General features: G+C 58.1%; 22 protein-coding genes and 1 other annotated feature. Of the genes, 12 read left to right on the top strand and 10 right to left on the bottom strand.

Annotated elements, in window-relative coordinates:
- Positions 1-81 precede the first annotated feature (81 nt).
- Positions 82-3429: a mechanosensitive channel MscK gene (gene mscK / locus LLF79_RS09890; RefSeq protein WP_023293140.1), complete on the top strand. Its 3348-nt coding sequence runs from the start codon at positions 82-84 to the stop codon at positions 3427-3429.
- A 1-nt stretch (position 3430) separates the two neighbouring features.
- Here mscK and rsmS read toward each other — a convergent pair whose 3' ends face one another.
- On the bottom strand, positions 3431-3607 hold the full coding sequence (gene rsmS / locus LLF79_RS09885) for a pleiotropic regulatory protein RsmS (RefSeq protein ID WP_063615618.1): 177 nt from the start codon (positions 3605-3607) through the stop codon (positions 3431-3433).
- 14 nt (positions 3608-3621) lie between these two features.
- A complete protein-coding gene (priC, locus tag LLF79_RS09880) occupies positions 3622-4149 on the bottom strand; it encodes a primosomal replication protein N'' (RefSeq protein ID WP_023293139.1) in 528 nt (175 codons plus the stop codon).
- Positions 4150-4199: 50 nt separating this feature from the next.
- Here priC and LLF79_RS09875 point away from each other — a divergent pair, with 50 nt between their 5' ends.
- From LLF79_RS09875 to LLF79_RS09835, 9 genes are all read left to right on the top strand, one after another.
- Positions 4200-4577 (top strand): DUF454 family protein, encoded by a 378-nt coding sequence (locus LLF79_RS09875; protein ID WP_059362733.1) that lies wholly within the window; start codon positions 4200-4202, stop codon positions 4575-4577.
- 151 nt (positions 4578-4728) lie between these two features.
- The gene (apt, locus tag LLF79_RS09870) at positions 4729-5280 is read left to right on the top strand and encodes an adenine phosphoribosyltransferase (protein WP_000127359.1); all 552 of its coding nucleotides are present in this window, start codon (positions 4729-4731) and stop codon (positions 5278-5280) included.
- A gap of 88 nt (positions 5281-5368) precedes the next feature.
- Positions 5369-7297: a DNA polymerase III subunit gamma/tau gene (dnaX, locus tag LLF79_RS09865; RefSeq protein WP_206805589.1), complete on the top strand. Its 1929-nt coding sequence runs from the start codon at positions 5369-5371 to the stop codon at positions 7295-7297.
- Positions 6627-6691: a sequence feature (DnaX frameshifting element), on the top strand. It overlaps the preceding gene by 65 nt.
- A 54-nt stretch (positions 7298-7351) precedes the next feature.
- On the top strand, positions 7352-7684 hold the full coding sequence (locus LLF79_RS09860) for a YbaB/EbfC family nucleoid-associated protein (protein WP_003858972.1): 333 nt from the start codon (positions 7352-7354) through the stop codon (positions 7682-7684).
- On the top strand, positions 7684-8289 hold the full coding sequence (recR, locus tag LLF79_RS09855; RefSeq protein ID WP_008499298.1) for a recombination mediator RecR: 606 nt from the start codon (positions 7684-7686) through the stop codon (positions 8287-8289). The genes LLF79_RS09860 and recR overlap by 1 nt, the downstream gene beginning before the upstream one ends.
- Positions 8290-8399: 110 nt before the next feature.
- Entirely contained in the window at positions 8400-10274 is a 1875-nt protein-coding gene (htpG, locus tag LLF79_RS09850; protein ID WP_021241627.1) for a molecular chaperone HtpG, read from the top strand.
- A 195-nt stretch (positions 10275-10469) separates the two neighbouring features.
- Entirely contained in the window at positions 10470-11114 is a 645-nt protein-coding gene (adk, locus tag LLF79_RS09845; protein WP_006809841.1) for an adenylate kinase, read from the top strand.
- Positions 11115-11238: 124 nt separating this feature from the next.
- Positions 11239-12201, top strand: a complete 963-nt coding sequence (gene hemH / locus LLF79_RS09840) for a ferrochelatase (RefSeq protein WP_023343508.1) — start codon at positions 11239-11241, stop codon at positions 12199-12201.
- 62 nt (positions 12202-12263) lie between these two features.
- Positions 12264-13568: an inosine/guanosine kinase gene (locus LLF79_RS09835; protein ID WP_021241626.1), complete on the top strand. Its 1305-nt coding sequence runs from the start codon at positions 12264-12266 to the stop codon at positions 13566-13568.
- A 93-nt stretch (positions 13569-13661) separates the two neighbouring features.
- Here LLF79_RS09835 and ybaL read toward each other — a convergent pair whose 3' ends face one another.
- Positions 13662-15338: a YbaL family putative K(+) efflux transporter gene (gene ybaL / locus LLF79_RS09830; RefSeq protein ID WP_059359541.1), complete on the bottom strand. Its 1677-nt coding sequence runs from the start codon at positions 15336-15338 to the stop codon at positions 13662-13664.
- 232 nt (positions 15339-15570) lie between these two features.
- Positions 15571-16779, bottom strand: a complete 1209-nt coding sequence (locus tag LLF79_RS09825) for an MFS transporter (protein ID WP_227879448.1) — start codon at positions 16777-16779, stop codon at positions 15571-15573.
- A gap of 169 nt (positions 16780-16948) precedes the next feature.
- Here LLF79_RS09825 and ushA point away from each other — a divergent pair, with 169 nt between their 5' ends.
- A complete protein-coding gene (ushA, locus tag LLF79_RS09820; RefSeq protein ID WP_023326816.1) occupies positions 16949-18601 on the top strand; it encodes a bifunctional UDP-sugar hydrolase/5'-nucleotidase UshA in 1653 nt (550 codons plus the stop codon).
- Between the two features lie 90 nt (positions 18602-18691).
- Here the strand turns inward: ushA and ybaK are convergent, their stop codons facing one another.
- From ybaK to copA, 3 genes are all read right to left on the bottom strand, one after another.
- Entirely contained in the window at positions 18692-19171 is a 480-nt protein-coding gene (ybaK, locus tag LLF79_RS09815; RefSeq protein WP_021241623.1) for a Cys-tRNA(Pro)/Cys-tRNA(Cys) deacylase YbaK, read from the bottom strand.
- A gap of 198 nt (positions 19172-19369) precedes the next feature.
- On the bottom strand, positions 19370-20164 hold the full coding sequence (locus tag LLF79_RS09810; RefSeq protein WP_023293131.1) for a TraB/GumN family protein: 795 nt from the start codon (positions 20162-20164) through the stop codon (positions 19370-19372).
- Between the two features lie 50 nt (positions 20165-20214).
- Complete coding sequence (copA, locus tag LLF79_RS09805; protein WP_100122742.1) at positions 20215-22713, bottom strand: copper-exporting P-type ATPase CopA; 2499 nt, start codon at positions 22711-22713, stop codon at positions 20215-20217.
- A 108-nt stretch (positions 22714-22821) separates the two neighbouring features.
- Here copA and cueR point away from each other — a divergent pair, with 108 nt between their 5' ends.
- On the top strand, positions 22822-23232 hold the full coding sequence (cueR, locus tag LLF79_RS09800; protein WP_021241620.1) for a Cu(I)-responsive transcriptional regulator: 411 nt from the start codon (positions 22822-22824) through the stop codon (positions 23230-23232).
- Here the strand turns inward: cueR and LLF79_RS09795 are convergent.
- Genes LLF79_RS09795 through LLF79_RS09785 form a run of 3 tightly spaced genes read right to left on the bottom strand, consistent with a single transcriptional unit; the run spans position 23229 to position 25488 of the window.
- Positions 23229-23681, bottom strand: coding sequence for an NfeD family protein (locus LLF79_RS09795; protein WP_008499311.1), 453 nt, complete (start codon positions 23679-23681; stop codon positions 23229-23231). The two genes, cueR and LLF79_RS09795, sit on opposite strands and share 4 nt — an antisense overlap.
- Positions 23678-24592 carry an SPFH domain-containing protein gene (locus tag LLF79_RS09790; protein WP_008499312.1) on the bottom strand — a complete coding sequence of 305 codons (915 nt, stop codon included), beginning with the start codon at positions 24590-24592 and terminating at the stop codon, positions 23678-23680. Before LLF79_RS09790 ends, LLF79_RS09795 begins: the two co-directional genes overlap by 4 nt.
- 44 nt (positions 24593-24636) lie before the next feature.
- Complete coding sequence (locus LLF79_RS09785) at positions 24637-25488, bottom strand: hypothetical protein (RefSeq protein WP_227879447.1); 852 nt, start codon at positions 25486-25488, stop codon at positions 24637-24639.
- Between the last annotated feature and the right edge of the window lie 14 nt (positions 25489-25502).

The following is a 25502-nucleotide window of genomic DNA, read 5'->3' as shown; positions in this document are numbered from 1 at the left end:
TTCGCGCTATTCTGCATCTGACGAGCGTGATATTCTTCACGCCGGACTATTTTCGGTCATCTTCTGACATCATTCACAACTATGCTGCCCATCAATCGCTCGCAACATCCTGTTTTTGCATTGCTCTTTGCGATGCTGTTTTTCTTCGCCACGGCGCCGCTGACCTGGGCCCGCGCCGATAACAGCAACGATATTCCCACGCGTGCTGACGTTCAGTCGCAGCTCGACACGCTGAACAAACAAAAAGAACTCTCTCCTCAGGAAAAACTGACGCAGCAGGATCTGACGGAAACGCTGGAAACGCTGGATAAAATTGAACGCGTTAAGGCTGAAACCGCCCAGCTTCGTCAGAAGGTGGCGCAGGCCCCTGAAAACATGCGCAAAGCGACGGAGTCGCTGAATGCCCTGAGTGACGTTGATAACGACAACGAAACGCGCAAAACGCTCGCCACGCTCTCCTTACGCCAGCTGGAATCGCGCGTCGCCCAGTTGCTCGACGATCTGCAAACCGCGCAGTCCGATCTCGCGACCTACAACAGCCAGCTTGTCTCCCTGCAAACCCAGCCCGAGCGCGTGCAAAATGCGATGTATACCGCGTCTCAGCAGCTGCAGCAGATCCGCAACCGCCTGAACGGCACGACGGTGGGCGAAGGCACGTTGCGCCCGACGCAGCAAACCCTGCTGCTGGTTCAGCAGTCGTTGCTCAATGCGCAGATCGAACAGCAGCGTAAAAGCCTGGAAGGGAATACGGTGCTGCAGGACACTCTGCAGAAACAGCGTGATTACGTCACCGCGAACATTAATCGTCTGGAGCATCAGCTTCAGCTATTGCAGGAGGCGGTTAACAGCAAACGCCTGACCCTGACGGAAAAAACCGCCCAGGAGGCCGTATCCCCTGACGAAACCGCCCGTATTCAGGCCAACCCGCTGGTAAAACAGGAGCTTGAGGCTAACCATCAGCTCAGTCAGCGCCTGATACTGGCGACGGAAAACGGCAACTCGCTGGTTCAGCAAAATATCAAGGTGAAGAACTGGCTGGATCGCGCCCTGCAGGCGGAACGCAACATCAAAGAGCAGATCGCGGTCCTGAAGGGCAGCCTCCTGCTGTCGCGTATTCTCTACCAGCAGCAGCAGACGCTTCCGTCCGCCGACGAGCTGGAGGACATGACCAACCGCATTGCGGATTTACGTCTGGAGCAGTTTGACGTCAACCAGCAGCGCGATGCCCTTTTCCAGAGCGATACCTTTGTCGCCAAAATTGAAGAGGGGCATTCCAGCGACGTGAACCCGGAAGTGCACGACGCGCTGCTCCAGGTCGTGGATATGCGTCGCGAGCTGCTGGACCAGCTCAATAAACAGCTGGGTAACCAGCTGATGATGGCCATTAACCTGCAAATCAACCAGCAGCAGCTGGTGAGCGTCTCGAAAAGTCTGCAGGAGATCCTGACCCAGCAGATTTTCTGGGTAAACAGCAACAAGCCGATGGACTGGGACTGGGTTAAATCCTTCCCTGAGACGCTGAAAACGCAGATTAAGAGCATGAAGATCACCGTAAACTGGGAGAAAGCCTGGCCTGCGGTAATGATTGCTTTCCTGGCCGGTTTGCCGCTGCTGCTGATTGCCGGTCTTATCCGCTGGCGTCTGGGCTGGCTGAAAAAATACCAGGCGAAGCTGGCCTCCGAAGTAGGGCAGCTGCGCAACGATAGCCAGCTCCATACGCCAAAAGCGATTCTGATTGACCTTATTCGCGCCCTGCCGGTGTGCTTGATTATTCTGGCCGTGGGTCTGATTCTGCTCACCATGCAGCTCAACGTCAGCGATCTGCTGTGGGCGTTCAGTAAAAAACTGGCGCTGTTCTGGCTGGTGTTTGGCCTGTGCTGGAAGGTACTGGAAAAAGACGGCGTGGCGGTGCGTCATTTCAACATGCCAGCGCAGCTGACCAGCCACTGGCGTCGTCAGATCGTGCGCATCAGCCTGGCGCTCCTGCCGCTGCACTTCTGGTCGGTTGTCTCTGAACTTTCCCCGCTGCATCTGATGGATGACGTGCTGGGCCAGCTGGTCATCCTGCTGAACCTGCTGCTGATTGCGATCCTGATGTGGCCGATGTGCCGCGACAGCTGGCGTGATAAAGAGTCCCACAATATTCGTCTGGCCACCGTGACGGTGCTGGCGATCATTCCGCTGGCGCTGATGGTGCTGACAGCGACGGGCTACTTCTATACCACGCTGCGCCTGTCCGGGCGCTGGATTGAAACGGTCTATCTGGTGATCGTCTGGAACCTGCTCTATCAGACCGTACTGCGCGGCCTCAGCGTAGCGGCGCGCCGCATTGCCTATCGCCGCGCCATCGCGCGTCGTCAGCATCAGGTGAAAGAGGGGGCCGAAGGCGCTGAGCCGCAGGAAGAGCCGACCATCGCGCTGGAGCAGGTTAACCAGCAGACGCTGCGTATCACCATGCTGGTGATGATCGCCCTGTTTGCGGTGATGTTCTGGGCGATCTGGTCCGATCTTATTACCGTTTTCGCCTATCTCGACAGTATTACCCTCTGGCAATACAACGGAACCGAAGCCGGCGCGGCGGTCATGAAAAGCGTGACCATGGGCAGCCTGCTGTTTGCGCTGGTGTCGTCGGTGGTGGCCTGGGCGCTGATCCGCAACCTGCCTGGCCTGCTCGAAGTGCTGCTCCTGTCACGTTTGAATCTTCGCCAGGGGGCGTCCTACGCCATCACCACGATCCTCAACTACGTCATCATCATTGTCGGAGCGATGACGGTCTTTGGCTCGCTTGGCGTCTCGTGGGATAAACTGCAGTGGCTGGCGGCGGCCCTCTCGGTCGGTCTTGGTTTTGGCCTGCAGGAGATCTTCGGTAACTTTGTGTCCGGCCTGATCATCCTGTTCGAACGTCCGGTACGTATCGGCGATACCGTCACCATCGGCACGTTCTCGGGAACGGTCAGCAAGATCCGCATTCGTGCCACCACCATCACCGACTTCGATCGCAAAGAGGTGATCATCCCAAACAAAGCGTTCGTGACCGAGCGTCTGATCAACTGGTCGCTTTCCGATACGGTGACTCGCGTGGTGATCCGCCTGGGCGTGGCCTATGGATCGGATCTGGATAAGGTGAAAGAGGTGTTGCTGAAGGCGGCGTCTGAGCATCCGAAAGTGATGCACGATCCGGCTCCGGCGGTGTTCTTTACCACCTTTGGGCCGAGTACGCTTGATCACGAGCTGCGTTTATACGTGCGTGAACTGCGTGACCGCAGCTACACGGTGGATGAGCTTAACCGCTCTATCGATCGTCTGTGCCGTGAAAACGATATTAATATCGCCTTCAACCAGCTTGAGGTTCACCTGCGTAACGAGAAAGGTGATGAGCATACGGAAGTGAAGCGCGACATCAAGGGCGACGACCCGACTCCGGCTTAATCTATTTTCCCTCTCCCCGTAGGAGAGGGTTAGGGTGAGGGGGAAGTTTCCCCTCAAAATCCCGCCGCACAATCTCCAGCGCCTTAAGCACCGTCTCGGCGGGGATCTCATGATTCTCCAGCAGCATAATCAAATCGACGGCCAGCTTGACCTCATCGGGTGCATTTTCCAGTGACATGGGTGTGGCTCCTGTTAACGGGTCAAACGTTCTATGACGCGTTCAATGTCATCCAGCGCCTGACGGCAGCGGACGATGCGTCCTTCCAGCGCGCTAATCTCGCGCATCAATAGCTGCTGCTCTTCCAGCGTTTCGCTGTTGTTCAGACGCACCTCGCGTTCACGCTTCATCTCAAACAGCCGGCGCTCAAACTCCTGGTTCTCGAGCCGCTTGCGCTGCCATTTGCCGAGCCCCGGCGAGGCGCTGTCCCAGGCGCGCAGCGGCCAGGCGGCGATTTCGCGATGCAGTGCGGTGATCTGCTCGGTGAGATGCTCTGCAAGCCACGCCACCTGTTCCTGTTGTTCATTCTCAACCGCATGGCGAAGCTCGTCGAGGTTCGTCTGCGCTTCAGCCAGGTAATCCTGAATGACGGTGCTGCGGGTACGAAAAAGCTGCCGGTCAAAGCGCGGCTTCAGCGTGGCGTGCCCCATCAGCGGCGTGGCCTGCGCCCGCAGAGCGATCAGCTGATTTTGCAGCCTCTCAAGAAGCAGTGCTGTTTTCAAGGCGCTCTCCAGTGGTAAAGTAGCCGTTCAGTTTGATAACGATTCGCATTATGCAGCGTACTATTTTAATCATCATTGGCTGGCTTGCGGTAGTGCTGGGCACGCTGGGTGTAGTATTACCCCTGCTGCCGACCACGCCGTTTATCCTGCTGGCGGCCTGGTGCTTCGCCCGCTCGTCGCCGCGTTTTCACCACTGGCTGCTCTACCGCTCGTGGTTCGGCGGCTACCTGCGGTACTGGCAAAAACACCGTGCCATGCCGCCTGGTGCGAAGCCGCGCGCGATCGCGGTGATCCTCATTACCTTCGCCATTTCATTATGGCTGGTGAAAATGATGTGGGTGCGGATCCTGCTGCTGATCATTCTCTCCTGCCTGCTTATCTTTATGTGGCGGATCCCCGTGGTTGATGAAAAGCAACAAAAGCACTGAAGCCTCATCATGGCTGTTGCAATTATCACGCGCAGCCAGTAAATTCGACCGTTTTCGAGCACAGGTGCGCCTGGTCAAAGGTTAAACAATTGTTGCCTTGGCCGACTCGTTGCGCGCTGTGAGTAACACTGTTTCATTTAGGCACAAACCGATGACCGCAACTGCACAGCAGCTTGAATATCTGAAAAACAGCATCAAAAGCATCCAGGACTACCCAAAGCCTGGCATTCTTTTCCGTGATGTCACCAGCTTGCTGGAAGACCCGAAAGCGTACGCACTCAGCATTGAACTGCTGGTCGAGCGTTACAAAAACGCCGGGATCACCAAAGTAGTAGGTACCGAAGCCCGTGGCTTCCTGTTTGGCGCACCGGTTGCGCTGGCAATGGGCGTGGGTTTTGTGCCGGTGCGTAAGCCGCGCAAACTGCCGCGTGAAACCATCGCAGAAAGCTACGAGCTGGAGTACGGCACCGATCAGCTGGAGATCCACGTTGACGCGATCAAGCCTGGCGACAAAGTGCTGGTGGTTGACGATCTGCTGGCAACCGGCGGAACCATTGAAGCGACCGTGAAGCTGATCCGCCGTCTGGGTGGGGAAGTGACCGACGCGGCCTTCATCATCAACCTGTTCGATCTCGGCGGTGAACAGCGCCTGGAAAAACAGGGCATTACCAGCTACAGCCTGGTGCCTTTCCCGGGTCACTAATCCCGGTTTTCACAACCTCGCTCAATGGGTGAGGTTGTGATAGCATTCCCCTCCATAAATTCACCTTCCAGCGTTGCAGAGCCTGCCCATGAGTTATCAGGTGTTAGCCCGTAAATGGCGACCACAAACCTTTGCTGACGTTGTCGGTCAGGAACATGTGCTGACGGCCCTGGCGAACGGCTTGTCGCTAGGTCGCATCCATCACGCCTATCTTTTTTCCGGCACCCGCGGCGTCGGTAAGACCTCTATTGCCCGTTTGCTGGCAAAAGGTCTCAACTGCGAAACCGGGATCACCGCCACGCCGTGCGGCGTGTGTGATAACTGCCGGGAGATCGAGCAGGGGCGTTTTGTCGATCTGATCGAGATCGACGCCGCCTCGCGCACCAAAGTTGAAGATACCCGCGACCTGCTGGACAACGTCCAGTACGCCCCGGCGCGCGGCCGCTTCAAGGTCTATCTGATCGATGAAGTGCACATGCTCTCGCGCCACAGCTTCAACGCCCTGCTGAAGACGCTGGAAGAGCCGCCCGCGCACGTGAAGTTCCTGCTGGCGACTACCGATCCGCAAAAGCTGCCGGTCACGATTTTATCGCGCTGCCTGCAGTTCCACCTGAAGGCGCTGGACGTCGAGCAGATCCGCGCGCAGCTCGAGCACATTCTCGATGAAGAGAACATTGTCCACGAACCGCGCGCCCTGCAGCTGCTGGCCCGCGCGGCGGACGGCAGCCTGCGCGATGCGCTCAGTCTGACCGATCAGGCGATTGCCAGCGGTGACGGCAAACTCTCCACCGAGGCGGTCAGCACCATGCTCGGCACGCTGGATGACGATCAGGCGCTGTCGCTTATCGAAGCGATGATTGCCGCTAACGGCGAACGCGTGATGTCGCTGGTGAACGCGGCCGCTGCCCGCGGTATTGAGTGGGAAGGGCTGCTGGTTGAGATGCTCAGCCTGCTGCACCGCGTGGCAATGCTGCAGCTTTCTCCTTCCGCGATTGGTGCGGATATGGCGGCCATTGAACAGCGGATGCGTGAGCTTGCCCGCACCGTGCCGCCTGCCGACGTGCAGCTTTATTACCAGACGCTGCTGATTGGCCGCAAAGAGTTACCGTTTGCGCCGGATCCGCGTATGGGCGTTGAAATGACGCTGCTGCGCGCGCTGGCGTTCCACCCGCGCATGCCGCTGCCGGAGCCGGACGTGCCCCGACAGTCTTTCGCCCCGGTTGCGCCGACGGCGGTGATGTCACCGCAGCAGGTGCCGCCGCAGCCGACGACTCCACCGCAGCAGAACGTACCGCTGTCGGATGCCACCAGTTCGGTGCTTGCCGCGCGCAGCCAGCTGCAGCGTGCGCAGGGAGTAACCAAACCAAAAAAGAGTGAACCGGCAGCGCCAGGAAGAGCGCGGCCGGTGAACAACGCCGCGCTTGAACGACTGGCCTCGGTAACGGAGCGCGTACAGTCGCGTCCGGCACCGTCCGCGCTCGAGCAGAAAGCCCCGGTGAAAGAAGAGGCTTACCGCTGGAAGGCCACCACCATCACCGAAACGGTGAAGGAAGAGGTTGCCACGCCGAAAGCGCTGAAAAAGGCGCTGGAGCATGAAAAAACGCCGGAGCTGGCCGCGAAGCTTGCCGAAGAGTCCATTGCGCGCGACGCCTGGGCCGCCGAGGTCAGTAAGCTCCAGCTGCCGAAGCTGGTGGAGCAGGTCGCGCTGAACGCCTGGAAAGAGCAGGACGGCAATCAGGTGCGTCTGCACCTGCGTCCGGGCCAGCGACACCTCAATTCCCCTGGCGCGCAAAAGGCGCTGGCCGAGGCGCTCGCCACATTACAGGGGGCGCCGGTTGAATTGACTATCATTGAAGATGATAATCCGGCAGTGAAAACGCCGCTGGAGTGGCGCCAGGCCATTTATGAAGAGAAGCTCGCGCAGGCGCGCGAGGCGATTATTGCGGATAACAACATTCAGACCCTGCGCCGGTTCTTCGACGCCGATCTGGATGAAGAGAGTATTCGCCCCATTTGATCGTGAGTCTGACTTACGGTTGTAATCCTTAAACGTGAAAGAAGAGAGAAGCCTATGTTTGGTGGAAAAGGCGGTCTGGGTGGCCTGATGAAGCAGGCTCAGCAGATGCAGGAAAAAATGCAGAAGATGCAGGAAGAGATCGCTCAGCTGGAAGTCACGGGTGAGTCCGGTGCCGGTCTGGTCAAGGTGACCATCAACGGTGCGCACAACTGCCGTCGCGTGGAAATCGACCCGAGCCTGCTCGAAGACGACAAAGAGATGCTGGAAGATCTGGTTGCAGCCGCGTTTAACGATGCCGCTCGCCGTATCGACGAAACCCAGAAAGAGAAAATGGCCTCCGTTTCCAGCGGCATGCAGCTGCCGCCTGGCTTTAAGATGCCATTCTGATGCAAACCAGTCCGCTGCTCACGCAGTTAATGGAAGCACTGCGCTGCCTGCCGGGCGTTGGCCCGAAGTCGGCGCAGCGCATGGCGTTTACGCTATTGCAGCGCGACCGCAGCGGCGGGATGCGCCTGGCGCAGGCTCTGACCCGCGCCATGTCAGAAATTGGTCACTGTGCGGATTGCCGCACCTTTACCGAGCAGGACGTGTGTAACATCTGTACGAACCCGCGTCGTCAGGAAAACGGCCAGATTTGCGTGGTGGAGAGTCCGGCGGACATCTACGCCATCGAACAAACCGGGCAGTTTTCCGGGCGCTACTTCGTGCTGATGGGGCATCTCTCCCCGCTGGACGGCATCGGCCCGGACGATATCGGTCTTGACCGCCTTGAACAGCGTCTCGAGTCCGAAACCATCAAAGAGGTGATCCTCGCCACCAACCCCACGGTGGAAGGGGAGGCAACCGCCAACTACATCGCCGAACTGTGCTCGCAGTATGGCGTTGACGCCAGCCGCATCGCCCACGGCGTGCCGGTCGGCGGCGAGCTGGAGATGGTCGACGGCACCACGCTGTCGCACTCTCTGGCCGGACGTCACAAGATTATTTTCTGACCAAACGGAGGCTGCGCGAGCCGCCTCCGCTTGAAAATTTCCCCCCGTATCCCCATCTCTCCCTCAACGTTTTAAAACCCCATTAAATGGCATTGTTGAGGTCGACATAGATGAAAGGACAAGAAACCCGTGGTTTCCAGTCAGAAGTAAAACAGCTTCTGCACCTGATGATCCATTCCCTGTATTCCAACAAAGAAATTTTCCTGCGTGAGCTGATTTCCAACGCCTCGGATGCGGCGGACAAGCTGCGCTTCCGCGCGCTGTCAAACCCGGATCTGTACGAAGGCGACGGCGAGCTGCGCGTGCGCGTCTCGTTTAATAAAGAGAACCGCACCCTGACCATCGCCGATAACGGCATCGGGATGAACCGCGACGAGGTGATCGACCACCTCGGGACCATCGCGAAATCCGGCACCAAGGCGTTCCTGGAGTCCATGGGCTCTGACCAGGCGAAAGACAGCCAGCTGATCGGCCAGTTCGGCGTCGGTTTCTACTCGGCGTTCATCGTGGCGGATAAAGTCACCGTGCGCACCCGTGCGGCAGGCGACAGCGCCGAGAATGGCGTGCTGTGGGAATCCAAAGGGGAAGGCGAATACACCGTTGATGACATCACCAAAGCGGACCGTGGCACCGAAATCACCCTGCACCTGCGTGAAGGGGAAGATGATTTCCTGAACGACTGGCGCGTGCGCTCCATCATCAGCAAGTACTCCGATCACATCGCGCTGCCGGTTGAGATTGAAAAACAGGAAGAGAAAGACGGTGAAACCGTGGTTTCCTGGGAGAAAATCAACAAGGCGCAGGCGCTGTGGACGCGCAACAAGTCTGAGATTAAAGACGACGAGTACAACGAATTCTACAAGCACATCGCCCACGACTTTACCGACCCGCTGACCTGGAGCCACAACCGTGTGGAAGGTAAGCAGGAGTACACCAGCCTGCTGTACATCCCGGCACAGGCGCCGTGGGACATGTGGAACCGCGATCACAAGCACGGCCTGAAGCTGTACGTGCAGCGCGTGTTCATCATGGACGACGCCGAGCAGTTCATGCCGAACTATCTGCGCTTTGTGCGCGGCCTGATCGATTCCAACGATCTGCCGCTGAACGTCTCCCGCGAAATTCTGCAGGACAGCACCGTCACCCGTAACCTGCGCAACGCCCTGACCAAACGTGCGCTGCAGATGCTGGAAAAACTGGCGAAAGACGATGCGGAAAAATACCAGACCTTCTGGAAACAGTTCGGTCTGGTGCTGAAAGAAGGCCCGGCTGAAGACATGGCGAACGTTGAAACCATCGCCAAACTGCTGCGCTTTGCTTCTACGCACACCGACTCCTCCGCGCAGACCGTGTCGCTGGAAGAGTACATCTCCCGCATGAAAGAAGGGCAGGAGAAGATCTACTACATCACCGCCGACAGCTACGCCGCGGCGAAGAGCAGCCCGCACCTGGAGCTGCTGCGTAAGAAAGGCATCGAAGTGCTGCTGCTTTCCGACCGCATCGACGAGTGGATGATGAACTACCTGACCGAGTTCGACGGTAAGGCGTTCCAGTCCGTTGCCAAAGCCGATGAGTCCATCGACAAGCTGGCAGATGAAGTGGATGAAAATGCGAAAGAAGCCGAGAAGGCGCTGGAGCCGTTCATTGAGCGCGTGAAAACCCTGCTGGGCGACCGCGTGAAAGAGGTGCGCTTCACGCATCGTCTGACCGACACTCCGGCCATTGTCACCACCGATGCCGACGAAATGAGCACCCAGATGGCGAAGCTGTTCGCCGCGGCGGGCCAGGCAGTGCCGGAAGTGAAATATATCTTTGAGCTTAATCCGGATCATCCGCTGGTGAAACGCGCGGCGGATACCCAGGACGACGCCCGCTTTGCCGAGTGGGTTGAACTCCTGCTGGATCAGTCCCTGCTGGCCGAGCGAGGCACGCTGGAAGATCCTAACCTCTTCATTAAACGTGTGAATGCGCTGCTGTTGGCGTAATTGACCACGCCTCTCCTGGTCTTCTCCCTCTCCCCGAGGGAGAGGGCCAGGGTGAGGGCACCAGACCGCACTATCCCAAATTATCTCCCCCCATTAACCGTTTCAGCCTTCCTGCCTTCCTTGAGCGATGCCCGTTCTGGTGGTATTGTTTAGCGCTTTTGAAAAATTGAAACGACTTTTGAGGGGATTTTCGCAATGCGTATTATTCTGCTTGGCGCTCCGGGCGCGGGTAAAGGAACTCAGGCTCAGTTCATCATGGAGAAATACGGTATTCCGCAAATCTCCACCGGTGATATGCTGCGCGCCGCTGTTAAATCTGGCTCCGAGCTGGGTAAACAGGCGAAAGACATCATGGACGCAGGCAAGCTGGTGACCGACGAGCTGGTCATTGCTCTGGTCAAAGAGCGCATTGCTCAGGAAGACTGCCGTAACGGTTTCCTGCTGGACGGCTTCCCACGCACCATTCCTCAGGCTGACGCCATGAAGGAAGCGGGCATCAACGTGGACTACGTTCTGGAGTTCGACGTACCGGACGAGCTGATCGTTGACCGCATCGTTGGCCGTCGCGTACACGCTGCCTCTGGCCGCGTTTACCACATCAAATTCAACCCACCTAAGGTTGAAGGCAAAGACGACGTGACCGGCGAAGAGCTGACCACCCGTAAAGACGATCAGGAAGAGACCGTGCGCAAGCGCCTGGTGGAATACCATCAGATGACTGCGCCGCTGATCGGCTACTACACCAAAGAAGCGCAGGCGGGTAACACCAAATACGCCAAAGTTGACGGCACCAAAGCCGTGGCTGACGTGCGTGCTGAGCTGGAAAAAATCCTCGGCTAATTGCATCTCTCTCACCCGGGCCACCGGGTGAGAAAAATTCTCATCTTACCTATTACAGCAATGGGTTTCGTTTAAACGCATTTCCGCTACAATTGACAACCATTCAAATGGTTAAGAGGCGTGAATGAGTCAGGCGAAAACCGGCATCCTGCTTGCCAATCTGGGCACTCCAGAAGCACCTACATCAGACGCGGTAAAACGCTACCTGCGACAATTTTTAAGCGACACGCGCGTCGTGGATTTTCCGCGACTGCTGTGGTGGCCGCTGCTGCGTGGCGTCATTCTGCCGATCCGTTCTCCGCGCGTCGCCAAACTCTATCAGTCCGTGTGGATGGAAGAGGGCTCGCCGCTGATGGTCTACAGCCGTCGTCAGGAGAAGGCGCTGGCCGCCCGCCTGCCGGAGATGCCCGTTGCGCTCGGCATGAGCTACGGCAAACCGTCTCTGGAAAGCGCGGTGGACTCGCTGCTGGCGCAGGGCGTGGACCATATCGTGGTGCTGGCGCTCTACCCGCAGTACTCCTGCTCGACGGTGGCCGCCGTCTGGGACGAGCTGGCGCGCATTCTGGCGACCCGCCGCCGCATTCCGGGCGTGACCTTTATTCGCGACTACGCGGATAACGAGCTGTACATCAAGGCGCTCGCCAACAGCGCGCGCGCGTCGTTTGAAAAACACGGCGAGCCGGATCTGCTGCTGCTCTCCTATCACGGCATCCCGCAGCGTTTCGCCAATGAAGGGGATGATTACCCGCAGCGCTGCCGCGATACCACCCGCGAGCTGGTTTCCGCCCTCGGCCTGCCGCCGGAGAAGGTGATGATGACCTTCCAGTCGCGCTTCGGCCGCGAGCCGTGGCTGACGCCATACACCGATGAAACCCTCAAAATGCTGGGTGAGAAGGGCGTGAAGCACATTCAGGTGATGTCGCCGGGCTTCTCGGCAGACTGTCTGGAGACGCTGGAGGAGATCGCGGTGCAAAACCGGGAATTTTTCCTGGAGGCTGGCGGCGAAAAGTACGAGTACATTCCGGCGCTTAACGACTCCCCTGAGCATATCGACATGATGGTCTCGCTGGTAACGAACGGTCGCTGATCGCACTCCGGGCCGGGTTTGTGCTACCATTCCCGGCCCATATTCTTCGTACAGTTCAGACCATGAAATTTCCCGGTAAACGCAAATCCAAACACTACTTCCCCGTGGATGCCCGCGATCCGCTCCTGCAGCAAATCCAGCCAGAAAATGAAACCAGCGCGGCGTGGGTCGTCGGTATCGACCAGACGCTGGTAGACATTGAAGCGAAAGTGGATGATGCGTTTGTCGCCCGTTACGGTCTGAGCGCCGGTCACTCGCTGGTGATTGAAGATGACGTTGCCGAAGCGCTGTACCAGGAGCTGGTGCGCGAAAACCTGATTACCCATCAGTTTGCCGGCGGCACCATCGGCAACACCATGCACAACTACTCCGTGCTGGCAGACGACCGCTCGGTGCTGCTCGGCGTGATGTGCAGCAATATCGAAATCGGAGGCTACGCCTACCGTTACCTGTGCAACACCTCCAGCCGTACCGATCTGAACTATCTGCAGGGCGTCGACGGCCCGATTGGCCGCTGTTTTACGCTGATCGGCGAATCCGGCGAACGTACCTTTGCCATCAGCCCGGGTCATATGAACAAGCTGCGCGCGGACAGCATTCCCGAAGAGGTGATCGCGGGCGCCTCTGCGCTGGTTCTGACCTCCTACCTGGTGCGCTGTAAGCCGGGCGAGCCGATGCCGGAAGCGACCATGAAGGCGATTGAGTACGCCAAAAAGTACGATGTGCCGGTGGTGTTAACCCTGGGCACCAAATTCGTGATTGCCGATAACCCGGAGTGGTGGCAGGCGTTCCTGAAAGAGCACGTCTCGATTCTGGCGATGAACGAAGAGGAGGCCGAAGCGCTGACCGGTGAAAGCGATCCGCTGCTGGCGTCTGACAAAGCGCTGGACTGGGTGGATCTGGTGCTCTGCACCGCGGGTCCGGTTGGGCTATATATGGCAGGCTTCACCGAAGAAGAGAGCAAGCGCAAAACCCAGCACCCGCTGCTGCCCGGCGCGATTGCCGAGTTCAACCAGTACGAGTTCAGCCGCGGCATGCGTTTTAAAGACTGTGTTAATCCGCTACGTATCTACTCGCACATCGCCCCTTACATGGGCGGGCCGGAGAAGATCATGAACACCAACGGCGCGGGCGACGGCGCGCTGGCCGCGCTGCTGCACGACATCACCGCTAACGCCTACCACAAAACCAACGTGCCAAATTCCAGCAAGCACAAGTTCAGCTGGCTGACCTATTCGTCGCTGGCGCAGGTATGCAAGTACGCCAACCGCGTAAGCTATCAGGTGCTGAACCAGCACTCACCGCGCTTAACGCGTGGCCTGCCGGAACGGGAAGACAGCCTCGAAGAGGCGTACTGGGACAGGTAAAAGCAAAACGGCAACCTGTGGTTGCCGTTTTTAGTGTTTGTTCCCTCTCCCTGTGGGAGAGGGCCAGGGTGAGGGCATCAGGCCGCTCAAAACTTACCCCGTCACCGCCTCTTCAACCGGCGGTTTTTCCAGCAGCGTCAGCATCGTATTCGCAATCTCGCGCTCGCCCATCACCACCTTATCCGCACCGCGCTCGGTAATGTAATCTACCTCGTCGTCGTAGTGCGCCCGGGCGATAATCTCAATGTTTGGACACTTCGCGCGCGCGGAGGCGACAATCTCACCCGCCTCATAGCCGTTGGGAATGGTCAGCAGCAGCCAGCGGGCGCAGTCCAGATGCGCCAGCTCCATGATCTCTTCGTTCGCCGCATTGCCCAGCACCGCACGAATACCGCGCTCGCGCAGCTCGTCAACGCGGGTGCGTGACGTTTCAATTACCACCAGCGGAATGCCCTGCGCCATCAGCTTCTCGCCAAGCAGGCTGCCGACGCGGCCAAAGCCGACCAGCAGAGCGTGATTGCAAATATCGACCGGGATCTGCTTCTCTTCTTCGATGGCCTCTTCCAGCGTCTGCTCTTCCAGCGTTTCGGTTTTATCGAGGTATTTTTCCAGCAGAGCAAACAGTACCGGGTTCAGCATAATTGACAGGATCGCCCCCGCCAGCACCAAGTTTTGTCCGGCCTGCGGCAGCAGGTTAAGGGCCATGCCCAGACCGGCCAGAATAAAGGCGAACTCGCCAATCTGCGCCAGGCTGGCGGCAATGGTCAGCGCCGTCCGCGGGGAGTGGCCAAACATCCGCACCAGGAAGAAGGCGGCGAGCGACTTACCAAAGATGATGATCGCCAGCGTGCCCAGCACGGCCAGCGGCTGGTGAATCAGGACCATCGGATCAAACAGCATCCCGACGGAGACGAAGAACAGCACGGCGAAGGCGTCGCGCAGCGGCAGAGTATCGTGCGCCGCGCGGTGGCTCAGCTCGGACTCGTTCAGCACCATCCCGGCGAAGAACGCGCCCAGGGCGAAGGAGACGTCAAACAGCTCAACGGCACCAAACGCGATACCCAGCGCCAGCGCCAGCACGGAGAGGGTAAACAGCTCGCGGGAGCCGGTCGCCGCGCTGCGGGACATGATCCACGGCACCAGACGGCGGCCCACCAGCATCATGATGGCGATAAACGCCACCACCTTCCCGATGGTGATGCTCATATCCAGCGCCAGCGAGGCGAAGCCGATATTGTCTTTTTCCATCATGCCGGCGACGGCGGGCAGCAGCACCAGCGTCAGGACCATCACCAGATCTTCCACAATCAGCCAGCCTATCGCGATCTGTCCGCGCTGGCTGTCTATCAGCTGTCTCTCCTCAAGCGCGCGCAGCAGCACCACGGTACTGGCGGTTGAGAGACACAGCCCAAATACGATACCGGTCATCAGCGACCAGCCCAGCACGGCCGAAAGCGCCATCCCAAGCAGCGTCGCCACCCCTATCTGGGCGATCGCTCCCGGTATGGCAATCGACTTTACCGCCATCAAATCCTTCAGGGAGAAGTGCAGGCCGACGCCGAACATCAGCAGAATCACGCCCAATTCCGCCAGCTCAGGGGCCAGTTTGGTATCCGCAACAAAACCTGGCGTAAACGGTCCCGCCAGCACACCTGCCAGCAGATAGCCGACAAGAGGAGAAATACGCAGCTTATTGGCAATCATGCCGAGAATAAAAGCGAGCACAAGTCCACCAACAATGGTGGTGATAAGCGGTGTGGCGTGGTGCATTCCGTCTCCTTTCGTGGTGAGTGTTCCATTTTTGGCGTGAATACCAAAAAACCAGGTAATAGTTTATGACAATTTTTACCCTTATGTTTATGAATAATTGTTGAAGTTTGAATAAAACAGCAATATGCACGTAAAAAAGCGCATTTTGATAAATTCAGCGCGGGGATGAAGAGGAAACCCTTATGGTATAAGGGTATCAGGTAGCTAAAGCATAACTTTAGCTACCCGTAATTCACGCTTTATGGCGGTTATCAGGCAGGAATATGGTTAACATGCCAAGAAGTGGCAGGAAAGCGCAGATTTTATAAACCAGGAAGATGCTGGTGTGATCCGCAACCATCCCTAACACCGCTGCACCCAGCCCGCCCATGCCGAAGGCGAAACCGAAAAACAGTCCGGAAACCATACCGATACGTCCGGGCAGCAGCTCCTGGGCATAGACCAGAATGGCGGAAAACGCGGAGGCGAGAATAAAACCAATAATCACGGTCAAAATCCCCGTCCATTCAAGGCTGGCGTACGGCAAAATGAGGGTAAAAGGCGCTACGCCGAGGATAGAGCCCCAAATGACATATTTACGGCCAATCTTATCGCCCACCGGCCCGCCAATTACCGTCCCTGCGGCCACCGCGAACAGGAAGGCAAACAGGTGGATCTGCGCGTTTTGTACCGATAATCCGAATTTTTGCATCAGATAAAAGGTGTAATAGCTGCTGATGCTCGCCATATAGAAGTATTTCGAGAAAATCAGCACCAGCAGGACGGCAACCGCCAGGATAACCTTATTGCGCGGCAGGGGATTGATAACCTTCGCTTTAGGTTTTCCTTTATTGAAGCGATGCTGAGCGGCATACCAGCGGCTAATCTGCGCCAGCACAATAATCGCCAGCAGTGCGGCGAGCACAAACCACGCCACGTTGCCTTTACCGTAAGGGGCAATGATGACTGCGGCCAGCAGCGGGCCGAGAGAGCTACCAAAGTTACCGCCCACCTGGAAAAGTGACTGCGCCAGGCCATGACGACCACCGGACGCCATGCGCGCCACGCGGGAAGACTCCGGATGGAACACCGATGAACCGGTTCCCACCAGCGCCGCGGCAACCAGTACCGCCTCAAAGCTGCCCGCCATGGCCAGCAGCACCAGCCCGCTTAGGGTAAAGCACATGCCGATTGGCAGCGACCACGGCATAGGATATTTATCCGTCCAGTAGCCCACCACCGGCTGCAGCAGCGAGGAAGCCAGCTGGAAGGTCAGGGTGATCATCCCGATCTGCACGAAAGTGAGTGAAAACTCGGACTGCAGCAACGGATAAATAGCCAGAATCAACGACTGGATCATGTCGTTGAGCAGGTGCGAGAGACTGATTGCGCCTAATACTTTAAAGGAGGTGCGCGACGTCGGCGCACCCGGAACGGGCTGGGTTGAGTCACTGATTGCCATAGAGAGAATTACCACGTCTTGAGTTATTAGCGATGCAGGGTGTAATTATTATCCGACTAACATACCCGCCCGGGACATTTGAAGAAAGTCGCAATTCTGAAAACTTATTTGTCTATTCTTATTAGTCACTGTAATTTCTGCCTTTGTCTATTGGTCAGGGAGAGAGAAGATGAAGTTAATGAAGCGGGGCGTCGCGCTGGCGCTCATCGCGGCGTGGGGGCTGGTAAGCCTGCCCGTGCAGGCGTATGAAAAAGACAAAACCTATAAAATCACCATTCTGCATACCAACGATCACCACGGTCATTTCTGGCGCAGTGAATACGGCGAATATGGCCTGTCGGCGCAAAAAACGCTGGTGGACGGCATTCGTAAAGAGGTGGCAGCCCAGGGCGGCAGCGTGCTGCTGCTGTCGGGAGGCGATATCAATACCGGCGTGCCGGAATCCGACCTGCAGGACGCCGAGCCCGATTTCCGCGGCATGAACCTGATTGGCTACGACGCGATGGCCGTCGGTAACCATGAGTTTGATAATCCGCTGAGCGTCCTGCGTCAGCAGGAGAAGTGGGCCAAATTCCCGTTCCTCTCCGCCAACATTTACCAGAAAAGCACCGGCGAACGCCTGTTCAAGCCGTGGGCGCTGTTTAAGCGTCAGGATCTGAAGATCGCGGTCATCGGCTTAACCACCGACGACACGGCGAAAATTGGCAACCCTGAGTTCTTCACCGATATCGAATTCCGCAAACCGGCAGACGAAGCGAAGCTGGTGATTCAGGAGCTGCAGCAAAACGAAAAGCCGGACGTGATTATTGCCACCACGCACATGGGGCACTACGACAACGGTGAGCACGGCTCCAATGCGCCGGGCGACGTGGAGATGGCGCGCAGCCTGCCGGCGGGCTCGCTGGCGATGATTGTGGGTGGTCACTCACAGGATCCGGTCTGCATGGCATCCGAGAATAAAAAGCAGGTGGACTACGTGCCGGGCACGCCGTGTGCGCCAGACCGTCAGAACGGTATCTGGATTGTGCAGGCGCACGAGTGGGGCAAATACGTAGGCCGGGCGGACTTCGAGTTCCGTAACGGCGAGATGAAGCTGGTGCACTATCAGCTCATTCCGGTCAACCTGAAGAAGAAGGTCACCTACCCGGACGGGAAAAGCGAGCGCGTACTTTACACCCCAGAGATTCCAGAAAACCAGCAGATGCTCTCCCTGCTGACGCCGTTCCAGAACAAAGGCAAGGCGCAGCTGGACGTGAAAATCGGCACGCTGAACGGTCGTCTGGAGGGGGACCGCAGCAAAGTTCGCTTCGTGCAGACCAACATGGGGCACCTGGTGCTGGCGGCGCAAATGGCGCGCACCGGGGCTGATTTTGGCGTGATGAGCGGCGGCGGCATTCGTGATTCCATCGAAGGTGGAAACATCACCTATAAAGACGTTCTGAAGGTGCAGCCGTTCGGTAACGTGGTGGTTTATGCCGACATGAGCGGGAAAGAGGTCATTGACTACCTGACCGCCGTGGCGCAGATGAAGCCGGATTCCGGGGCCTATCCGCAGTTTGCCAACGTGAGCTTCGTAGCGAAAGACGGCAAGCTTAACGACCTGAAGATCAAAGGCGAACCGGTTGACCCGGCGAAAACCTACCGTCTGGCGACGTTAAGCTTTAACGCCACCGGCGGCGACGGCTATCCGCATATTGATAATAAACCGGGCTACGTGAACACCGGCTTTATCGATGCAGAAGTGCTGAAGCAGTATATTGAGCAGAATTCGCCGATTGACGTGAATGCGTATGAGCCGAAAGGCGAGGTGAGCTGGCAGTAGTGCGGTTGTGTTGCCGGGTGGCGGCTTCGCCTTACCCGGCCTACATTCGAATCGTAGGCCCGGTAAGCGCAGCGCCACCGGGCAATTTTCTCAATCCCGTCGCGCAATATCCGCAAACTTCGCGTCCAGCATTTTCGCCAGGTCGCCCGCGGCCAGCTCAATATCCAGCCCGCGCTTGCCGCCGGAAATATAGATGGTCTCAAATTCCTGTGAAGGGGCATCGATCAGCGTCGGCAGGCGTTTTTTCTGCCCGAGCGGGCTGATGCCGCCCACCAGGTAGCCCGTGGTGCGCTGCGCCACCATCGGATCCGCCATATCCACCTTCTTCGCCCCCAGCGCTTTAGCGACCTTCTTCAGATCCAGCTGTCCCGCCACGGGAGTCACCGCCACGGCGAGGTGCTTCATATCGCCATTCACCGCCACCAGCAGCGTTTTATAGACCTGGTCCGCGTTCAGCCCCAGCTTGCGCACCACTTCATCACCAAAGTTGGTTTCATTCGGATCGTGATCGTAGGTGTGGATCCGGAAAGAAATGTTGTTTTTTTCAAGTAATTTAACGGCGGGAGTCATAGCTATCCTTCTTACGACAGACAATTCATGCAGCCAGCATACGCCTGACGTTTGTCTAAAAAATAGCACCATCTTGCGCAATAGTGTTGGCAGTGATGGTCACTTTGAGCGACAATCGGCTCAGCCGAAGGTCACTTCGGTATAATAAAAACGATGAAATTCCTCTTTGACGGGCCAATAGAGATATTGGCCATTTTTTTATTTCAGCAACGACGGCAAATTCCCTTCGCCGTATAAATGTAACGCCCCAACCGCCACCACGTATTCCCCCGCAGGCAGAGCATGCAGCGTCTCTCGCCAGGCTTTGTTACGCGCATTCATCAGCACATCATACAGCGATTCACTGAACGTTGACGGTAACGCCAGCCTGCCGTCCGCAGGCGGTGCATCCAGCCACCAGCCAATCATGGTCTGCAGCAGGCGTGCGTTGGTGTGCCAGTGGGTGAGGGTATCATCCAGCAGCATCAGACCGTCGTCGGGAAGCTCTCGCAGGAGCGCAATCTGGCTGTCCGTACCTTCCAGTTCGATGATCGGCATACGGCGCGCCCGCGCCACGTTCAGCAGCTGGTAATCAATGCCGTAATCACCCCGCAGCCCCAGACGCTGGGCCTGCGTGGCCTGTAATACCATTGCGATTTGCCACAGCGGCAGGGTGTCAATCATGGAGAGCGATACGCCGGTTTCCTCGGCGACGCGCGTCAGTTCCGCGAGCTGGGCCTCATTCAGACGTTCCGCCAGCGGGAGATCGCTTTCAAGCCCGGCAAACGGTGACTCATGGCCCGAGATGTCCGCCTCGACGACCAGCGCGTCGGCGCGCTTCAGGCGCTTTATCAGACCGGGCGGCAGAGGTGACATACCCTGCGTGCCCATATGGATACTGCCGACCAGGTGCAGGTGTTGCCCGCCGGGAAGCGAGATATCCAGACCGGGCCAGGCGTAACGGCGAGGGAAAAGGGCGCGAAACGATGTTTTTATACGATGAAACAGACCCATACGCGCTCCATAAACGGAAAGGTTCATGCTAGCGCGTACGGGTACAAGGTTCAATCCTTCGGTTTAAACCGCAACAGCCGGTTGGCGTTGCTGACCACGGTGATGGAGGAGAGCGCCATCGCCGCGCCCGCGACCACCGGGTTCAGCAGCGTACCGGTCAGCGGCCACAAAATACCGGCCGCGATTGGGATCCCGAGGGTGTTATAGACGAACGCCCCCAGCAGGTTCTGCTTCATGTTGCGCAGCGTGGCTTTCGAAATGGCCAGCGCATCGGCCACGCCCATCAGGCTGTGGCGCATCAGCGTAATGGCGGCGGTTTCGATGGCCACGTCGCTGCCGCCGCCCATCGCGATCCCCACATCCGCCTGGGCCAGCGCCGGGGCATCGTTGATGCCGTCGCCGACCATTGCCACCTGACGGCCCTGACGTTGCAGGTTTTTAATAGCGTCCGCTTTGCCGTCCGGCAGTACGCCCGCAATCACCTCATCAATACCGGCTTCTTTCGCGATGGCGTTGGCGGTGGTCGGGTTATCCCCGGTCAGCATCACCAGACGGTAGCCCGCACGGTGCAGGCGCTGTAAGGCATCCACGCTGTCCTGGCGAAGCGGATCTCGCACGGCCAGCAGCGCGGCGGCTTTGCCGTCCACCGCCAGCAGAACCGGGGTAGCGCCCTGAGGCGCCTGCGCCTTCAGCTCGTTTTCCAGCGCGGCGGTATCAATACCGTTTTCATTGAGCAGCGCCTGGTTGCCCAGCAGCAGCGCATGGCCTTCTGCCTCACCGCTCACGCCGAGCCCGCGCAGGGTGCGGAAGTTGCTCACCTGCGGCAGGGCAGACGCATTGGCTTTATCGAGAATAGCGCGCGCCAGCGGATGGCTTGAGCCTTGCTCCAGCGCGGCGGCGAGACGCAGCGCCTCCGCTTCGGCAATGCCTGCGGTCGTGACGGCGACCACCTGCGGTTTACCTTCCGTCAGCGTGCCGGTTTTATCAAACACCAGCGTGTCCAGGGTACTGGCCCGCTGCAGCGCGTCCGCGTCCCGCACCAGTACGCCAAATTCGGCCGCGCGCCCTACGCCGGAGATAATCGACATCGGCGTCGCCAGGCCAAGGGCGCAAGGACAGGCGATGATCAGCACCGTGGTGGCGATCACCAGGGTATACACAATCTGCGGCGCGGGGCCGAAGAAGTACCAGATCGCCGCGCTTAGCAGGGCAATGCCGACCACCACCGGCACAAAAATGGCCGAGATTTTGTCAGCAAGCTGGCCAATCTCCGGCTTGCTGCTCTGCGCCTGGCGTACCATGCGGATAATACGCGACAGCGTGGTGTGGCTGCCGACGGCGCTGGCGGTGAACAGCACGCTGCCGTCCTGCACGACCGTACCGGCATGCACGGCGTCGCCGTCGGATTTCTGCTGGGGGATCGGTTCCCCGGTCAGCATCGCTTCATCCAGCCAGGCTTCGCCCTGGGTTATCTTGCCGTCAACGGGAACGCGGTCTCCCGTGGTCAGACGCAGCGTCATGCCGGGCTGAACCTCGGCCAGCGGGACGCTCTTTTCCCCCTCGTCCGTGACCACGCGGGCCGTCGGCGGGGTTAAATCGAGCAAGCGTTCCAGCGCTTTCGAGGAACGCTGACGGGCGCGGGCTTCCAGCATATGGCCTAAGTTGATCAGACCGATAATCATTGCGCTCGCTTCATAATAGAGATGCCGCGCTTCCATCGGGAACCACTGGGGCCAGACGTTCACGCTCATGGAATAGAGCCACGCCGCGCCGGTCCCGAGGGCGACCAGGGTATCCATCGTCGCGGTGCGGTTTTTCAGGCTCTTCCAGGCGCTGGTATAGAAATGCCCGCCTGCAAACACCATCACCGCAAGGGTAATCAGACCAATCACCAGCCACAGGGTGCGGTTGTCGTCGGTGACCATCATGTTGTCACCCATCATGCCCCACACCATCACCGGAATACCCACCAGCAGGGCGACAATCGCCTGCCAGCGGAAGCGCTTCATGGTGGCGATAGCCGTTTCCTGCTGGCGCTCGCGGCGTTCGGCATCATCTTCGATGGCCTCCGCGCCGTAGCCCGCTTTTTCAACGGCCTGCACTAACTCTGCGGCGGAGGCGCTGCCCATTACCAGCGCAGTGCGCTCCGCGAGATTGACCCGTGCCTGCGCGACGCCCGGGACCGCCTGCAGGGCGTTTTGTACCCGGGAGACGCAGCTGGCGCAGCTCATGCCGTTGATCAGCAGCTGTTGGCTGTCATCAATATCATCCGCTGCCGGAAGCTCAGGAGTGGCCGCTGTCAGTGCTTCCGACGGGGATGATGACTCTGCCAGCGGTTTAGCCTTTGGGTGGCTTAACTCCGCCCCGTAACCGGCCTGTTTAATGGTATCAATCAGCGCGTCCGCGCTGGCGCTGCCGGTCACGGCGGCATGGTCGATAGTCACTTCAGCGCTTTCAACGTCAGGACGCTGTTCCAGGCTTTCTTTAACGCGTTTGACGCAGTGGCCGCAGGAGAGGCCGTCCAGCGTCAGGTCGATAGTGTGAGACATAACAAAACTCCCGTATAATATATTGGTCAGTTGTTGACCGGAGTAACGCTTTTCGCTAACTGTTATGAAGGTTAAACCTTCCATCAAGGGGAAGGTCAAGGGGGAAATGTGAATATCAGTGACGTGGCAAAAAAAACCGGCTTAACCAGCAAAGCGATCCGCTTTTATGAAGAGAAGGGGCTGGTAACGCCGCCGCTGCGCAGTGAAAACGGCTACCGCAGCTACACGCAGCTGCATCTCGATGAGCTGACGCTGCTGCGCCAGGCAAGACAGGTCGGGTTTAATCTGGAAGAGTGCGGCGAGCTGGTTAACCTGTTCAACGATCCTAAGCGTCACAGCGCCGACGTGAAAAAACGCACCCTGGAAAAGGTGGCCGAAATTGAACGCCACATCGTCGAACTGCAGGCGATGCGCGAACAGCTGCTGCAGCTCGCGGACTCCTGTCCGGGGGATGACAGCGCCGACTGCCCGATTATTGATAATCTTGCCGGCTGCTGCCACCGCAAAACCCACGCTTAGCAGGCTTTTACCCGCAGGGTAATACCTTCCACCGCAATGACTTCAACCCGCGTGCCGGCGCTGAGGTCATCGTCGGCCACCACCGGCCACGAGCTGTCGCCTACGCGCATGTGCCCGCGTCCGTTCACCAGCGCGGTGTCGAGGGTAAAACGCTTGCCGACAATCTGCTGTCCGCGCTGGTTAAGGTGGGCGTCCACCGGTTTCTGCTCGTTAACCCGCCGGTTAAGCCAGCGCCACCACAGCCAGGCGGCCACCAGCGTCAGCGCGGCAAACAGCGCTCCCTGCCACGCCCAGTCCAGGGGAAGGATCCAGACCAGAAGACCGGTAATGACGGCGGCCACACCGCTCCAGAGCAGGTAGCCGTTGCCGCCCAGCATCTCCGCCGCCAGCAATAAGCCACCGAGACTTAGCCAGAAGGCATGAGGATGTGCAACGATGAGCTCAATCATTTTTTACGCTCGTTTCCGCTGTCCTTGATCAGTTCGGCGATCCCCGCGATAGAGCCCATCAGGCTGCTGGCATCCAGCGGCATCATCACCACTTTGCTGTTGTTCGCCGAGCCGATCTCTTTCAGCGCGTCGGTATATTTTTGCGCAACGAAGTAGTTCACGGCCTGAATATCACCGGCGGCAATTGCCTCGGACACCATCTGGGTCGCGCGGGCTTCCGCTTCGGCGGAACGTTCACGCGCTTCCGCCTGTAAGAATGCGGACTGACGGTCGCCTTCCGCTTTCAGGATCTGCGACTGTTTTTCCCCTTCCGCTTTGAGTATCTCCGCCTGGCGTACCCCTTCGGCTTCCAGAATGTAGGCGCGCTTGGTTCGCTCGGCTTTCATCTGGGCGTTCATGGAGGCAATCAGCTCCGCCGGCGGGCGCACGTCGCGGATCTCGATGCGGGTGACTTTGATCCCCCACGGGTTGGTGGCCTCATCGACAATGTGCAGCAGGCGGGTGTTAATGCTGTCGCGCTGGGAAAGCATTTCGTCCAGCTCCATCGAGCCGAGTACGGTACGGATGTTGGTCATTGTCAGGTTGACGATCGCCAGCTCCAGGTTGCTGACCTCATAGGCCGCCTTCGGCGCATCAATCACCTGAATAAAACAGACGGCGTCGATGGTGACGTTGGCGTTATCCTTGGAGATCACTTCCTGGGACGGAATGTCCAGAACCTGCTCCATCATGTTGATCTTGCGGCCTATCCTGTCCATGAACGGGACAATCAGGCTTAAGCCGGGCTGGAGCGTGTTGGTGTAACGGCCGAAACGCTCGACGGTCCACTGATAACCCTGAGGGACAATTTTGACGCCAGCGCCCACGATAACCAGCGCAACGAAAATAAGGACGGGAACAACGATAAGCATAAAAACCTCCTGTTTTGCATGCCGTGATGAGTGAAAGTGTGTGTTTATTGCTCGTAAGTATAGGTAAAGTCAGAGATGAAGCCATCACCCGCTTCGGCAATGGCTTTGGATAATCCCTGGTAGTAATGCTCCAGCCCCCGCGCTTCGATACGCTGGATCTGTTCGCGAAGGGGGGCGCAGAACAGAACGGCATTTCCCGCCTCAACGCGTTTGTTATTCGGTGGAAGGTCCCCCGCGATGGCTTTAAACCAGGTTCTGATGCCCTGCTTTAAATTATGCGGCGCTTTTACCAGGTTATCCATGCCCGTCAGGATCTGCAGAGTAGGGAACTCATCGGCCTGCACGGCGGTTTTCATGCGCGCAAAGAACTGGCTGAACAGCTCGAACGAGCCCAGATCGGTGACGCGGGGCTTGGTGGTTTTACCGTTTTTATTGCCGATTTTACCTGCCGCTGACGCCGTGGCCGGAACCGCGTTCACCTTTTCCAGCTCCAGTCCGAACAGCAAATTGCAGTGCGCGCGGCGCGCTTTCAGCGGGTAGGACATCAGGACGTCAATGAACCGGGTGGCTTTCACATCCGCAAGATTGTGGTTGATAAGCCACTGGGTGCGCGAAAATTCCGCCGGAGAGACGAACCAGTCCGGCACCTCATTGAAGCGTTTTGATTTGCCTTTACCGTCAAATTCAAGGAAGTGTGTCCCGTTGTCGAAGGCAAAATAGCAATTTTTGAAGCTGCCGATCGTGGTGTTCACGATGAGCGCCTTCTTAACAAAATCGACCACCTCTTCACCCATCACAAAACGCGTGCGTTCCGACGATTTGATGACGTCCATTAATGTTTCGACATCAGGAACACCAGGCTTCAGGGAGGGAAACTCATAAAAAATATGTGCCATGCTGCATACTTCCT

This window comes from Enterobacter cloacae complex sp. 2021EL-01169 (assembly GCF_020733125.1).
Taxonomy (GTDB): domain Bacteria; phylum Pseudomonadota; class Gammaproteobacteria; order Enterobacterales; family Enterobacteriaceae; genus Enterobacter; species Enterobacter roggenkampii.
Note: the sequence above shows the minus strand (reverse complement) of the source record. Positions and strands in the feature narration are given on the sequence as shown.

Excerpts from the sequence above, each read along its gene's own strand:
- mscK (WP_023293140.1), top strand. The coding sequence starts at position 82 with ATGCTGCCCATCAATCGCTCGCAACATCCTGTTTTTGCATTGCTCTTT.
- rsmS (WP_063615618.1), bottom strand. The coding sequence starts at position 3,607 with ATGTCACTGGAAAATGCACCCGATGAGGTCAAGCTGGCCGTCGATTTG.
- LLF79_RS09875 (WP_059362733.1), top strand. The coding sequence starts at position 4,200 with ATGCAGCGTACTATTTTAATCATCATTGGCTGGCTTGCGGTAGTGCTG.
- apt (WP_000127359.1), top strand. The coding sequence starts at position 4,729 with ATGACCGCAACTGCACAGCAGCTTGAATATCTGAAAAACAGCATCAAA.
- dnaX (WP_206805589.1), top strand. The coding sequence starts at position 5,369 with ATGAGTTATCAGGTGTTAGCCCGTAAATGGCGACCACAAACCTTTGCT.
- LLF79_RS09860 (WP_003858972.1), top strand. The coding sequence starts at position 7,352 with ATGTTTGGTGGAAAAGGCGGTCTGGGTGGCCTGATGAAGCAGGCTCAG.
- recR (WP_008499298.1), top strand. The coding sequence starts at position 7,684 with ATGCAAACCAGTCCGCTGCTCACGCAGTTAATGGAAGCACTGCGCTGC.
- htpG (WP_021241627.1), top strand. The coding sequence starts at position 8,400 with ATGAAAGGACAAGAAACCCGTGGTTTCCAGTCAGAAGTAAAACAGCTT.
- adk (WP_006809841.1), top strand. The coding sequence starts at position 10,470 with ATGCGTATTATTCTGCTTGGCGCTCCGGGCGCGGGTAAAGGAACTCAG.
- hemH (WP_023343508.1), top strand. The coding sequence starts at position 11,239 with ATGAGTCAGGCGAAAACCGGCATCCTGCTTGCCAATCTGGGCACTCCA.
- LLF79_RS09835 (WP_021241626.1), top strand. The coding sequence starts at position 12,264 with ATGAAATTTCCCGGTAAACGCAAATCCAAACACTACTTCCCCGTGGAT.
- ybaL (WP_059359541.1), bottom strand. The coding sequence starts at position 15,338 with ATGCACCACGCCACACCGCTTATCACCACCATTGTTGGTGGACTTGTG.
- LLF79_RS09825 (WP_227879448.1), bottom strand. The coding sequence starts at position 16,779 with ATGGCAATCAGTGACTCAACCCAGCCCGTTCCGGGTGCGCCGACGTCG.
- ushA (WP_023326816.1), top strand. The coding sequence starts at position 16,949 with ATGAAGTTAATGAAGCGGGGCGTCGCGCTGGCGCTCATCGCGGCGTGG.
- ybaK (WP_021241623.1), bottom strand. The coding sequence starts at position 19,171 with ATGACTCCCGCCGTTAAATTACTTGAAAAAAACAACATTTCTTTCCGG.
- LLF79_RS09810 (WP_023293131.1), bottom strand. The coding sequence starts at position 20,164 with ATGGGTCTGTTTCATCGTATAAAAACATCGTTTCGCGCCCTTTTCCCT.
- copA (WP_100122742.1), bottom strand. The coding sequence starts at position 22,713 with ATGTCTCACACTATCGACCTGACGCTGGACGGCCTCTCCTGCGGCCAC.
- LLF79_RS09795 (WP_008499311.1), bottom strand. The coding sequence starts at position 23,681 with ATGATTGAGCTCATCGTTGCACATCCTCATGCCTTCTGGCTAAGTCTC.
- LLF79_RS09790 (WP_008499312.1), bottom strand. The coding sequence starts at position 24,592 with ATGCTTATCGTTGTTCCCGTCCTTATTTTCGTTGCGCTGGTTATCGTG.
- LLF79_RS09785 (WP_227879447.1), bottom strand. The coding sequence starts at position 25,488 with ATGGCACATATTTTTTATGAGTTTCCCTCCCTGAAGCCTGGTGTTCCT.